Annotated in this window: 14 protein-coding genes and 1 other annotated feature (1 of these 15 running past the window's edge); all 14 genes read left to right on the forward strand. The window is 46.5% G+C overall.

Annotated features, from left to right (window positions below; genetic code table 11):
* Position 1 precedes the first annotated feature (1 nt).
* The 14 genes from murA to ACUTVW_RS16700 all read left to right on the forward strand — a co-directional run bounded on the left by murA (position 2) and on the right by ACUTVW_RS16700 (position 12,402).
* Complete coding sequence (murA, locus tag ACUTVW_RS16635) at positions 2-1,285, forward strand: UDP-N-acetylglucosamine 1-carboxyvinyltransferase (protein WP_445646836.1); 1,284 nt, start codon at positions 2-4, stop codon at positions 1,283-1,285.
* A 59-nt stretch (positions 1,286-1,344) separates the two neighbouring features.
* On the forward strand, positions 1,345-2,112 hold the full coding sequence (locus ACUTVW_RS16640) for a cell division protein FtsQ/DivIB (RefSeq protein WP_445646837.1): 768 nt from the start codon (positions 1,345-1,347) through the stop codon (positions 2,110-2,112).
* Between the two features lie 295 nt (positions 2,113-2,407).
* Positions 2,408-3,685, forward strand: coding sequence for a cell division protein FtsA (gene ftsA, locus ACUTVW_RS16645; RefSeq protein WP_434750145.1), 1,278 nt, complete (start codon positions 2,408-2,410; stop codon positions 3,683-3,685).
* 150 nt (positions 3,686-3,835) lie between these two features.
* Positions 3,836-4,945, forward strand: a complete 1,110-nt coding sequence (ftsZ, locus tag ACUTVW_RS16650; RefSeq protein ID WP_434750146.1) for a cell division protein FtsZ — start codon at positions 3,836-3,838, stop codon at positions 4,943-4,945.
* 300 nt (positions 4,946-5,245) lie between these two features.
* Positions 5,246-6,226: a sigma-E processing peptidase SpoIIGA gene (gene spoIIGA, locus ACUTVW_RS16655; protein ID WP_445646950.1), complete on the forward strand. Its 981-nt coding sequence runs from the start codon at positions 5,246-5,248 to the stop codon at positions 6,224-6,226.
* An 11-nt stretch (positions 6,227-6,237) separates the two neighbouring features.
* Positions 6,238-6,960, forward strand: a complete 723-nt coding sequence (gene sigE, locus ACUTVW_RS16660; RefSeq protein ID WP_445646838.1) for an RNA polymerase sporulation sigma factor SigE — start codon at positions 6,238-6,240, stop codon at positions 6,958-6,960.
* A gap of 111 nt (positions 6,961-7,071) precedes the next feature.
* A complete protein-coding gene (gene sigG, locus ACUTVW_RS16665; RefSeq protein WP_110898501.1) occupies positions 7,072-7,854 on the forward strand; it encodes an RNA polymerase sporulation sigma factor SigG in 783 nt (260 codons plus the stop codon).
* Positions 7,855-8,065: 211 nt separating this feature from the next.
* A complete protein-coding gene (locus tag ACUTVW_RS16670; protein WP_434750147.1) occupies positions 8,066-8,458 on the forward strand; it encodes a YlmC/YmxH family sporulation protein in 393 nt (130 codons plus the stop codon).
* Between the two features lie 52 nt (positions 8,459-8,510).
* Complete coding sequence (pgeF, locus tag ACUTVW_RS16675; protein WP_445646839.1) at positions 8,511-9,410, forward strand: peptidoglycan editing factor PgeF; 900 nt, start codon at positions 8,511-8,513, stop codon at positions 9,408-9,410.
* A gap of 6 nt (positions 9,411-9,416) precedes the next feature.
* Positions 9,417-10,118, forward strand: a complete 702-nt coding sequence (locus ACUTVW_RS16680) for a YggS family pyridoxal phosphate-dependent enzyme (protein WP_445646840.1) — start codon at positions 9,417-9,419, stop codon at positions 10,116-10,118.
* The gene (locus ACUTVW_RS16685; RefSeq protein WP_445646841.1) at positions 10,109-10,576 is read left to right on the forward strand and encodes a cell division protein SepF; all 468 of its coding nucleotides are present in this window, start codon (positions 10,109-10,111) and stop codon (positions 10,574-10,576) included. Before ACUTVW_RS16680 ends, ACUTVW_RS16685 begins: the two co-directional genes overlap by 10 nt.
* Before the next feature lie 16 nt (positions 10,577-10,592).
* Positions 10,593-10,856, forward strand: a complete 264-nt coding sequence (locus ACUTVW_RS16690; RefSeq protein ID WP_090923796.1) for a YggT family protein — start codon at positions 10,593-10,595, stop codon at positions 10,854-10,856.
* A 15-nt stretch (positions 10,857-10,871) separates the two neighbouring features.
* Positions 10,872-11,654, forward strand: a complete 783-nt coding sequence (locus ACUTVW_RS16695) for a YlmH family RNA-binding protein (RefSeq protein ID WP_445646842.1) — start codon at positions 10,872-10,874, stop codon at positions 11,652-11,654.
* A gap of 238 nt (positions 11,655-11,892) precedes the next feature.
* On the forward strand, positions 11,893-12,402 hold the full coding sequence (locus tag ACUTVW_RS16700) for a DivIVA domain-containing protein (RefSeq protein WP_090923744.1): 510 nt from the start codon (positions 11,893-11,895) through the stop codon (positions 12,400-12,402).
* A 57-nt stretch (positions 12,403-12,459) separates the two neighbouring features.
* Positions 12,460-12,574 (forward strand) — a binding site (T-box leader) (it continues 175 nt past the right edge of the window).

The following is a 12,574-nucleotide window of genomic DNA, read 5'->3' on the forward strand; positions in this document are numbered from 1 at the left end:
ATTGGACAAATTGGTGATTGAAGGCGGGAAACCCCTATCAGGATCCATACGCATCCATGGAGCAAAAAATGCCGCTTTACCGATTATGGCCGCAAGTTTGCTCGCAGACGGAGAAATTACGCTGCACAACGTTCCACACTTGCTGGACATCGAAGTAATGCTGTATATCCTGGAACGGCTTGGATGCACATGTCGGCATGAGCAGGGAACAGTGACGATCAATACGTCGCTGATCCGGTCACATGATGTGCCAGAAGATCTCATGAAGCAAATGCGCTCTTCCATTTTTCTAATGGGGCCGTTGCTTGCTAGGTTTGGGAGGGTATCCGTCTATCAGCCAGGCGGCTGTGCGATCGGAGAACGCAAAATTGATCTTCACCTCCGGGGTCTGGAAGCACTCGGAGCACAGATTGAAGAGCAAGATCAGCAAATCATCTGTTACGGCTCCAATCTGATCGGTACGGATATTCATCTGGATTTTCCAAGTGTAGGAGCCACGGAGAACATCATGATGGCCGCTGTGCTTGCCGAGGGCACAACGACAATTTTCAATGCGGCAAGGGAGCCTGAAATTCAGGATCTGCAGCATTTTCTGAATGCGATGGGTGCACGAATCATAGGTGCAGGCACCGACACGATTACGGTAAGCGGTGTTGAAAAACTGCAGCCGTGCACCTATGAGATCATACCCGATCGTATCGTTGCCGGTACCGTCATGATTGCTGCTGCTGCAACGCGAGGCAATGTTACGCTTACACATTGCAATCCGGCACACCTTACTTCGCTTATACATGTGTTGAAGCGCACTGGTGTTCAAATCGCAGTCTGCAATGATATAATGACTGTGAGTTGTATGACACGTCCAAAATCAGTGGATCGTATCGTGACTTCTCCGTATCCTTCGTTCCCAACCGATCTTCAATCACAGATCATGGTACTGCTCAGTCTGGCGGATGGATTCAGTGTAATGAAAGAGACTGTATTCGAGGGCCGTTTTAAACATGTAGATGAACTGAACGTGATGGGAGCTGATATCTCTGTGGATCTAAACGCTGCGTTCATCCGTGGAGTGCCGAGGTTATATGGTGCTACTGTGGAGGCAACGGATCTTCGTGCAGGTGCAGCGTTGGTTATTGCAGGTCTGGCGGCTCAAGGCAAAACCGTTGTAGAGCAAGTGCACCATATTGATAGGGGATATGATCGAATCGAAAAGTTATTCCAGAGTCTTGGAGCCTCGGTGGAGAGACAGTCGACTGTTTCGAAACAGTTGGATTTTGCCAATTAACGTCCTTGGCGTCCCCTTCTTTGATGAGGAGGGGGCCTGAGGCTTTGTGGAGCGTTATTATGCCTAAAAGTCAAATTCCGGTTCTCAAGGAGAATCGCCCAAAAAAAAACACAAGCCGTAAAATTGTAATCATCCTGTTATTACTATTTATTGTATTACTGGCTGTATTATTCTTCCGTTCTTCTGTAAGCCGTATATCGGCCATCGAAATTACGGGTAATGTGTATACGGCGACTTCGGTGTTGCTGGAAAAGAGCGGCCTGAAGGAAGGAGACCAGTTTTTTGGAACAAGTGCTTCCGAAATCATTGAACGTCTCAAAACGATTAAAGCTGTCTCAACCGTTACTGTGGACAAGCAATTCCCGGGTACCATTCATATCAAGGTCCAGGAATTTCCCACAGTCGCTTATGAACTTGATTCAAGTGGAGCACTCAAAGCTATATTGTCCAGCGGGACAAGCCTGAATGTTCCGCCAACGATCGGTGTAGCGGTAGAGAAACCGATTCTTACACAATGGAAGCAAGGTGATCCACTCAAAGCAAAACTGAGTGAGGCATTGGCTAAAATTCCGAATGAACTGACAACGGACATTTCAGAAATTATTCCTAACCCGACACCATCATTTCCGGATCAGATTCGGATGTACACCAAGTCACAGTTTGAAGTGATTACAACGATCTCGTTGTTAACGGATAAAGTGGAGTATTTGAATCAGGTGATTGAGACCGAACGACCCGGCAAAATTACGATGCTTGAGGCAGATACGTATGTGCCGTTTATCCCGGATAATCCCGAGGATGATGCCGAGCCGGGGGGAGGGCGATGATGCCTGCCGCTGCTTGGCGGCGCATTGCGTAAAAATGTAGACAGGAGAGGGCTTTGGCAACGGCTGACGTATGAAACTTGTACTTTCTGAGATGAAGAAAAAATGGTACACTTGAACTTACGGCACATGAGTTGCCTCCTTCTTTTTTCTTCAAGGTTTTATGTTACACATCCAGAACTTGGCACCCAAAAAAATTGTAGAAAAAAGAGGGAAAGCCTAAACTGTGTTGAATATGTTTTAATGAGTGTTTGAACCCGAACGTATTTTACTATTGGAGTCAGGAGGTGCCACAGACTTGAGTAACAATGACATCATTGTTAGTTTGGACATCGGTACATCCAAAATTCGCGCTATTATTGGGGAAATTAACAATGGAACCTTTAATATTATTGGAGTTGGATCTGCCGACTCGGAAGGAATTCGCAAAGGTGTAATCGTAGATATCGATCAGACGGTGCAGTCGATTCGCAATGCAGTGGATCATGCAGAACGTATGGTAGGTATTCAAATATCCGAAGTATATGTTGGAATCTCAGGAAATCATATTGGACTGATGAGCAGTCACGGTGTGGTGGCAGTATCGAACGAGGATCGTGAGATCGGAGAAGAAGACATGGAGCGGGTGTTGAAAGCAGCCGAAGTCATTGCGGTTCCACCCGAACGGGAAATTATTGATGTTGTCGCCAAGCAATATGTTGTAGATGGCTTGGAGGGCATACAAGACCCGCGTGGTATGATTGGTGTTCGTCTGGAAGTTGAAGCAACTATTATTACGGGTGCAAAAACCGCGATACATAATCTTTTGCGCTGCGTGGAAAAAGCGGGATTAAAAGTGAGTGACCTTGTTCTCATGTCATTGGGAGCGGGCCAGTTAGCTTTATCCAAAGATGAGAAAACGATGGGCTCTGTGCTGGTGGATATCGGGGCTGGAGCTACAACGATCGCCATCTTTGAAGAGGACAGTCTGGTTGCAACGTCAACACTGCCAATCGGCGGTGAGTTTGTAACCAATGATATTGCTTATGGCTTGCGCACTCTCACAGATCAGGCAGAGAAAGTGAAGCTGAAATACGGTTGTGCCTGGCTTGATGATGCTGCTGCAGATGTAATGTTCAAAGTTACGCGCATTGGCAGCAATGTAGACAAGGAGTTTTCACAAGAGGATCTGGCGGCTATTATCGAACCTAGGGTTCAGGAAATATTCCAGATGATCGGACAAGAAGTTAAACGCCTTGGTTACAACGAGTTACCTGGAGGTTATATACTAACGGGAGGCACGGTCTCTATGCCTGGTGTGCTACAAGTCGCACAGCATGAACTTGCAGCTTCGGTACGCGTAGCCGTTCCGGATTACATTGGTGTCCGTGATCCTGGATTTACCAGTGGTGTTGGTATTCTACACAATGTTATTCGCAGTTTGCGCATCAGGCCCTCGAGCAGTAACGGCGGTCATAACAACAACACCAATAGCAAGAAACCGACGAACCGTCCGAAGCCGAATGCGGCACAGGAATCGGAGCAAAAACCCGGTCTGTTCGAGCGACTGAAGAATATGTTCAGTGAATTTATATAACAGGTTGGATCCATTTCATACATTCTTGAAGCCGTCTGAATGCGCTGATACTAACAGAAACGCTTTCGTTCGTCGATATATGAAATTGATTCGGTTCAAATCAAAAATTGGACGGGCCATCCATGCACATTGAGGGGGAGATGGAATAATATGTTGGAATTTGATTTTGAGATGGAGAGCTTGGCTCAGATTAAAGTCATCGGTGTAGGCGGCGGAGGTAGCAACGCAGTTAACCGAATGATTGAAAATGGTGTACAAGGTGTTGAATTTATTACAGTGAACACGGATGCTCAGGCATTACACCTGGCAAAATCCGAGCATAAACTGCAAATCGGTGATAAATTAACTCGTGGTCTTGGCGCGGGCGCTAACCCCGATGTAGGTAAAAAAGCAGCGGAAGAGTCCCGTGACTTGATCATGAACACATTGAAAGGTGCAGACATGGTATTTGTTACAGCCGGTATGGGCGGTGGTACAGGTACTGGTGCAGCTCCAGTGATCGCTGAAATTGCCAAAGAGTGTGGTGCACTCACTGTAGGTGTTGTAACACGCCCCTTCACTTTTGAAGGCCGTAAGCGTTCTAGCCATGCAGAACAAGGTATCGAAGCGCTTAAGGAAAAAGTAGATACACTGATCGTTATTCCGAATGATCGGTTGCTTGAGATCGTAGATAAAAAGACGCCGATGCTGGAAGCATTCCGCCAAGCGGATAACGTATTGCGTCAAGCAGTACAGGGTATCTCCGATTTGATCGCAGTACCAGGTTTGATCAACCTTGACTTTGCAGATGTCAAAACGATCATGCACGAGCGTGGATCTGCGCTCATGGGTATCGGTGAAGCGACAGGAGAGAACCGTGCGGCAGAAGCAGCACGCAAAGCAATTATGAGCCCTTTGCTTGAAACCTCCATTGAAGGTGCACGCGGCGTAATCATGAACATCACAGGTGGCGTTAATTTGTCCTTGTATGAAGTAAATGAAGCAGCGGAGATCGTAACATCAGCTTCCGATCCGGAAGTGAACATGATCTTTGGTGCGATTATTGACGAAGATCTGAAAGAGGAGATCAAGGTTACGGTAATCGCGACTGGATTCGAAGATAAACCTTCTGCTCCGCCAGTACGTAAACCTGCTGCGGCAACAGAGACGGCAGAGACACGTTCACCGAATCTTCGTCCATTCGGAAACCAGCCAAGCAATGATCAGCTGGACATTCCGACATTTTTACGCAATCGTTCCCGCAACAACAATAACGAATAACACGCTAATTCTACCTCTTGGAAACCCGGTGCTGCTTCTGCGGCAGCCGGGTTTTTTGCTGTTTTTTTATACAGTTTAACATACATAAATGAACAAATTCTGAACAACTCGCCTGCGTATTCCGACAAAAAAAGTTGGAAACAAGCTCCCACATTTAGACAGACTTTGAACAGGAGGCTCCGTATACTTGGGAATATGCTCATGAATATCGAGATGATGAAGCAGTTGAGCCGATTCGGTTCGAAGCATGCGAGATCGCTACATTCATTTCGATAGGTTGGATGCAGGCAGGTGAAGAGCGTGGTTGTGTATGTAGATCTAATTTTTTTGACTAACCTTTGCATTGATGGAACGCTCATTGGACTGACAGCCTGGATGCGCCAAACGAAGCTGGTCTGGTGGAGATGGTTGTTATCAGCTATCGTTGGCGCGTTATACGTCGTAATGATGTTTGTACCGGAGTTTGATTTTCTGTTCACGTTTTTAATCAAGTTTGGTTTTTCTCTTGTGATGTTGAGTATCGCGTTTGGATATAAGGGATTGCAGTCTTTTGTGAGGACGCTGGGTACCTTTTATATCATTAATTTTGTCGCAGCTGGCGGCATTCTGGGTGTGCACTATATGCTTCAGAGTTCGGGAGATCTGTTCAATGGCATCTGGTTCACAGCATCTGGCGGCATGTCATTTGATCTCAAGATTGCGTTCTGGTTCACATTCATTGTATTCTTCGCGGTTCTCTTATTATTCAAAATTGTGCAAGGAGCCAAACGTAAAGCGGATCGCATGAACACTTACCTTGGTCAGGTTGAGGTATGCATTGATGAGGTTGTTGTGTCTTGTACAGGCCTTCTGGATACGGGCAATCAGCTCACAGATCCGTTGTCACGTATGCCAGTGATGGTCATGGAGGTTTCATTGTGGCAGGATATGCTACCTGATTCATGGAAGAGCAGACTTGAGCACGAAGCGCCGGACCAACTTATTATGGAGCTGGACCAGGAATATTTTCAGTGGCAGCATCGACTACGATTGGTTCCCTATCGAGGGATTAACAAAGGAACGGCGTTTATGCTGGCGATTAAGCCAGATCGGGTGAAGGTGACATTGGAGGGAACGGATTATGTGACGACAAAGGTTCTGATTGGACTGGATGGTGGCGTTTTGTCGTCGGACGGGAAATATCAGGCCGTAATCCATCCTGAACTGGTGCAAGAAGATGCTTCTGCGCAGACCAGGACTCAATCCGCGGAAGTAACAGAAAAGCCGCTGAATGTGGTATAGGAGGAACCTACATGCTTGTGAAATGGAAACTGGTTGCCCAGATACAATATTATCGTTTGTTGTTCCTGTTTGGGCTGAAAAGCGAAGAAATTTATTACATCGGGGGAAGTGAAGCACTTCCACCTCCATTGACACGGGAAGAAGAGGAGTACTTGTTACAGAAGTTATCGTCAGGAGATTCGGCCATTCGTGCCATGTTAATTGAGCGTAACCTGCGTCTGGTTGTGTATATTGCTCGCAAGTTCGAGAACACAGGCATCAATATCGAGGATCTGGTATCCATTGGTGCGATCGGACTGATCAAGGCTGTAAATACATTCGATCCGGAAAAGAAAATCAAGCTTGCTACCTACGCTTCGCGGTGTATCGAAAATGAAATATTGATGTATCTGCGGCGCAACAGTAAAATCCGTACAGAAGTTTCTTTTGACGAACCACTGAATATCGATTGGGATGGAAATGAACTTTTGTTATCCGATGTGCTTGGTACAGAGAATGATACAATCTATCGAAATATTGAAGAACAGGTAGATCGCAAGCTGTTGCATAAGGCACTGGAGAAATTGACGGATCGCGAGCGAATGATTATGGAGCTTCGTTTTGGCTTGACAGATGGCGAGGAAAAAACGCAAAAAGATGTAGCGGATCTGCTGGGAATCTCCCAATCCTATATTTCCAGGCTTGAAAAAAGAATCATTAAGAGGCTTCGAAAAGAGTTCAATAAAATGGTCTGATCCTGTGGGAAAAGAAGAATGGGTATTACTGGCAAGGGTGCCAATGACGAATAAAAAAGCCTGCCCCGGAGATAATGTACATTAATGTTTCTCCTTGGGAGGTAAATCACGATGACCCGAAACAAAGTCGAGATTTGTGGCGTGGACACCGCAAAGTTGCCTGTTCTCACCAATATTGAAATGCGGGAATTATTTCATTCCCTTCAGCAGCACCATGATCGCTCAGCAAGAGAGAAATTAGTGAATGGCAACCTGCGTCTGGTACTCAGTGTCATTCAACGTTTTAACAATCGGGGGGAGTTTGTCGATGATCTGTTCCAGGTTGGATGTATCGGCCTGATGAAAGCCATTGATAATTTTGATTTATCCCAGAATGTCAAATTTTCAACCTATGCGGTGCCGATGATTATCGGTGAAATTCGCAGATATCTGCGTGACAATAACCCGATTCGTGTATCCAGGTCACTACGGGATATTGCCTACAAGGCACTTCAGGTTCGTGACAGCCTGACGAATAAAAATTCACGCGAGCCGACGATATTTGAGATTTCAGAGGCACTTAATGTGCCGAAGGAAGATGTTGTTTTTGCACTCGATGCCATTCAAGACCCGGTATCTCTGTTTGAACCGATTTATCATGATGGGGGAGACCCGATCTATGTTATGGATCAGATCAGTGATGACAAAAACAAGGATGTGTCCTGGATCGAGGAAATAGCATTGCGAGAAGCGATGCACCGTCTCGGTCAACGGGAAAAGATGATTTTATCAATGCGCTTTTTTGAAGGGAAGACCCAGATGGAAGTGGCGGATGAAATCGGGATATCACAAGCTCAGGTTTCACGTCTCGAAAAATCGGCGATACAGCAGATGCAGAAACATGTGAAGTCGTAGGGTGACATAAAACAAAAGGGCGATCGGTCGGATAACCATTCCATTGATCGTCTTTTTTGTGCATTAGAGAAAGAAGAGGCGGGACTGGTGTTACTCAGATATGCTTTTTGGAATAGGCAATTGAAAAACAGGACATTTTTCGCCTACAGGACATATATTGATATAGAAGGATGCAGAACGGGCAGATGAGCGTTAACGGGAGGCGGAAGGAATGAGAACAAATACGAGTGACTCAGCATCACGCGGCATGAAGATTTCCGATTTTCAAACAAAGGACGTTATCAATATTACGGATGGCAAGCGTCTCGGCCAGATCAGTGATCTGGAGCTGGACCTCAAGCAGGGGCGAATCGAGTCCATCGTCGTGCCAGGGTATAGCCGTTTTATGGGGCTGTTTGGAGGGGGAACCGATCTGATCATTCCTTGGAAAAATATTGTCAAGATTGGCTCGGATGTCATTCTGGTCAAAATGGATGAGGTGAAGGAACAGGGATATGATGAGCGTGAACGGGAAGCCCGGTTGTACGATGAGCAGCAACAGAGCCGGACAGAACGCACAGAGCGACTGGAACGGTTGGATCGGAGTCAGCGGAGAACGATATAAAGGAGACAGGATGCACTTGTATTTGGTACACTGGAAGTTGTGAGGTGAGGGAATGGAACCATTTGTATTGGACAAAAATGTAAGTGGAGGGGGAACCCGTCCAACGGGGCATGGTGCTCCTGATCCGCTGTTATTATATATTGAACCTTGGAAACGCACGTTCAGTCAGTTGACGGCGGGATTTACAACCAGACATGGCGGGATTGGTCAAGAACCCTACGCTACGCTTAATTGTGCGTATCACGTTGGGGATGATGCTGGAGCGGTACTCGAAAATCGCCGTCTCGTGACCAGGAAGCTTTCTTTTCCACTGGAAGCATGGACGTGTGGAGAACAGGTGCATGGCAAAGATGTGGCAGTGATCACTTCTAAAGACCGCGGCAGAGGTTTGCTGGATCGTCAATCAGCGTTGCAAGATACGGATGGACTGGTAACCAACGTGCCTGGTGTGCTGCTGACCTCTTTTTACGCTGACTGCGTTCCGCTGTATTTTTATGATCCGGCGAAACAGGTTGTAGGTCTCGCTCACGCCGGATGGAAAGGCACGGTTGCAGGCATTGCCGTCTCTATGGTGGAAATGATGGAACAAGAGTACGGAAGCCGGAGAGAGGATATCCGTGCCGCGATTGGGCCCTCTATTGGGGATTGCTGTTATGAAGTGGATGAGGCTGTTATGAAGCATGTCCGGGTTTGGCTTGATGGTCCAGAGGGTAATGATAAATGCAATCCTTTGGCTTCTAAGCAGATTTATACATCTGCCGCGAACGGAAAAACGATGTTAAACTTGAAAGAATGTAATCGACACATTATGATGAAAGCAGGAATATTGCCGGATCATATCGAATGTACAACATGGTGTACAAGTTGTCATCCCGAACTGTTTTTCTCCTATCGCAAGGAAAATGGGATAACGGGAAGAATGGCTAGCTGGATTGGGCTGGAAGAGAGGTGACCCTCTGTGTCATTGGAGGAGCGTATACAACAGGTTAATCAGAAGATTGAAGATGCGTGCAAGCGCAGCAACCGCCCTTTGGAGGATGTGAATGTGATCGCGGTCACGAAATACGTTTCACAGCAAACGACAGGGTCTGTGCTTGAACATGGTCTTGAGCATATTGGGGAAAACCGCTGGCAGGATGCACAGTCGAAATGGGAAGCCTTCGGGCAGAAGGGGACCTGGCATTTTATCGGTCATTTGCAGACAAACAAGGTGAAAGACGTCATTGGCAAGTTTGCGTACATACATTCACTGGATCGTTTGTCACTGGCAAAAGAACTGGATAAAAAAGCTGCTTCACTTGGAATCCAGGTGAACACGTTTATGCAGGTGAACATTTCAGGCGAAGAGAGCAAGTATGGTTTGCAACCTGAGCAGGCAAGTTCTTTTCTGAAGGATATTCAATCGTTCAACAACCTTAAGGTCATCGGTCTGATGACGATGGCACCTCATGAGGAAGATCCACAGACGACGCGTCCTGTATTTCGGGGGTTGCGTGAGCTGAGAGATGATTTGAATGGACAAGCACTGACAGCAGAACCGATCACACAGCTGTCTATGGGAATGTCTAACGATTTCGAAGTGGCCATTGAAGAAGGAGCAACCTGGGTGCGGCTTGGATCAATTCTCGTAGGAAAAGAGGAGGGAACACGATGGGCGTAATGAATAAATTTATGAATTTCCTGGGACTTCAGGAAGAGGAAGAGATTGTGCAGCGTGAGCGGCTTGCTGCACAAGAAGAACATGAGTCTGAACAGCAGGAAAATGAAACCTCTGCACTTGATAAACGTAGAAACCAAAGGGGTAACAATGTGGTTAGCATTCATTCCCAGAAAAATGTTAAGGTTGTCCTTTATGAGCCTCGTTCCTATGACGAAGCGCAGGAAATTGCCGACCATTTGCGGTCGCATCGTACCGTTGTTGTGAATCTGCAGCGAATCCGTCAGGATCAGGCTTTACGTGTGATTGATTTTCTAAGCGGCACGGTATATGCATTAGGTGGCGGTATATCTAAAATTGGCGGCAACATTTTTCTCTGTACGCCAGATACGGTTGAAATTCAGGGAACCATTACGGAGATACTGGCTGACAGCGAGCAAGATTATAACAGAATGAGGTGAGCCTTTTTTGTATCAGATGATTGAAGGTATATTGGGTACGCTGTACCAGATTTATTTTTACATGGTCATTGTCTACATATTGATGTCATGGCTTCCCAACGCACGGGAAAGCTTCATCGGTGAATTGTTAGGCAAATTTGTGGAACCCTATTTAAGTCCTTTCCGACGGTTTATCCCGCCTCTGTTCGGTGTGCTGGATATTTCCCCGATTGTCGCGCTGCTTGTTCTTCGACTGGCGCTCGTTGGGTTACTCTCTATAGTTCAGTATTTGACATTTTAGGTTAGGGTGACATAGATGAGCAGTGATATTTATGAACATTTTAGCCATGATGAGCGGGACTTTGTAGATAAAGCGACCGATTGGGTTGAACGGGCGAGCAATTATCATGATATGAAGCTCACCGATTTCCTTGATCCAAGACAGGTGTTTATTCTTCAAACCCTGGTCAATCGTAGCGATGACGTTCAGATTCGTCTGGATGGCGGTTACGAAGCGGCTGAACGCAAACGTGCATTGATTGCACCCGATTATCGATACCTGGATGACGAAGATATGGGGATGCAAGTGCTTAGCATTACGTCTGACGATCAGAAAATCTCGGAACTGGAGCATGGGGACTATATGGGTTCCCTGCTCGGGCTCGGGATGAAACGAGGCAAGATTGGAGATATTCAAGTGCTGGAGGACGGTTGCCATACAGTGGTGGCAGCGGAAACCGGCGCTTTTTTATCGCTTCAATTGAATCAGGTTCATCGGTTACATGTCTTCACAGAGCTATTGCCATTAAATCAGATGAAATGGTCTGACACAAAATTGGACACCATAGACATTACCGTTGCTTCGTTGCGTCTGGATGGCATCTGTGCAGATGTATACCGGATGAGCCGGAGTAAAGTGCTGGTTCCAATCAAGGCAGGGCGTTGTAAAGTGAACTGGAAAGTGGTGGAAGACCCTTCGAAGCCGCTCAAGGCGGGGGATGTGGTTTCCATTCAAGGCTTTGGTCGTTTCAAGGTGTTGGAACAGGAAGGCATGACCAAAAAGGGCCGTTGCCGGGTGAAAATCGGGAAATTTGCTTGATATTGATGCAGGATAATCCGAATTCTTGTCGAAATGTTAAACGTAAAGGTAAAAAAATACTCGGTGTTTCCGATATACATTAAAGTACAACATATGTGGATCTCTGACGGTGAGTACAGAACCTGCATTTCGTACAATGTAACAGAATCGGAATCTTTCATACGACCCCTTGGGTGGAACCCATATGCTTCAAACCTTCTCTGAACACGAGAAGGAATTTTTACAGGAGGTGGACAGCATGCCATTAACGCCGCTGGACATACATAACAAGGAATTCTCCCGACGCTTGCGTGGGTATGACGAGGATGAAGTCAATGAATTTCTGGATCAAGTCATCAAAGATTACGAAGGCGTCATTCGCGAGAACAAAGAGCTGAGCAATCAGCTGCTGTCCGTTCAGGAGAAGCTGGATCATTTTGCTACCATCGAGGAGACTCTCAGCAAAACGATCATCATTGCACAGGAAGCTGCTGACGATGTGAAGAATAACGCGAAGAAGGAAGCTCAGTTAATCGTGAAGGAAGCAGAGAAAAATGCGGACCGAATCGTTAACGAAGCGCTTGGCAAATCACGTAAGATTGCTTTGGAAGTGGAAGAGCTGAAGAAGCAGGCATCCATCTATCGTGCGCGTTTCCGCACGCTTGTTGAAGCTCAGCTGGAACTGCTGACACAGGATGGCTGGGAAGCACTGGAGAGCCGTGAGCAGGAAGTGCGTGATCGTGAGCGGGAGATGAAAGAAATTTATTAGTCTGCCGCCCGGTTGACTTTTGCGGGTAAAGAAGCTATAACTATATTCATATTGAATAGTGATTCCATGACGGGCTCAGTACGTTATGATCTCATCCCTCAGAGAGTTGGTGTCTGGTGCAAACCAACGGATGAGTTGTAGCCGAATATCTCCCCGGAGAAGTGACGCTGAA

Source organism: Paenibacillus sp. TSA_86.1 (assembly GCF_052691815.1).

Bases quoted from the DNA above. Each gene is read 5' to 3' on its own strand.
- ACUTVW_RS16640 (WP_445646837.1), top strand. From the start codon at position 1,345: ATGCCTAAAAGTCAAATTCCGGTTCTCAAGGAGAATCGCCCAAAAAAA.
- ftsZ (WP_434750146.1), top strand. From the start codon at position 3,836: ATGTTGGAATTTGATTTTGAGATGGAGAGCTTGGCTCAGATTAAAGTC.
- sigE (WP_445646838.1), top strand. From the start codon at position 6,238: ATGCTTGTGAAATGGAAACTGGTTGCCCAGATACAATATTATCGTTTG.
- sigG (WP_110898501.1), top strand. From the start codon at position 7,072: ATGACCCGAAACAAAGTCGAGATTTGTGGCGTGGACACCGCAAAGTTG.
- ACUTVW_RS16670 (WP_434750147.1), top strand. From the start codon at position 8,066: ATGAGAACAAATACGAGTGACTCAGCATCACGCGGCATGAAGATTTCC.
- pgeF (WP_445646839.1), top strand. From the start codon at position 8,511: ATGGAACCATTTGTATTGGACAAAAATGTAAGTGGAGGGGGAACCCGT.
- ACUTVW_RS16685 (WP_445646841.1), top strand. From the start codon at position 10,109: ATGGGCGTAATGAATAAATTTATGAATTTCCTGGGACTTCAGGAAGAG.
- ACUTVW_RS16690 (WP_090923796.1), top strand. From the start codon at position 10,593: ATGATTGAAGGTATATTGGGTACGCTGTACCAGATTTATTTTTACATG.
- ACUTVW_RS16695 (WP_445646842.1), top strand. From the start codon at position 10,872: ATGAGCAGTGATATTTATGAACATTTTAGCCATGATGAGCGGGACTTT.
- ACUTVW_RS16700 (WP_090923744.1), top strand. From the start codon at position 11,893: ATGCCATTAACGCCGCTGGACATACATAACAAGGAATTCTCCCGACGC.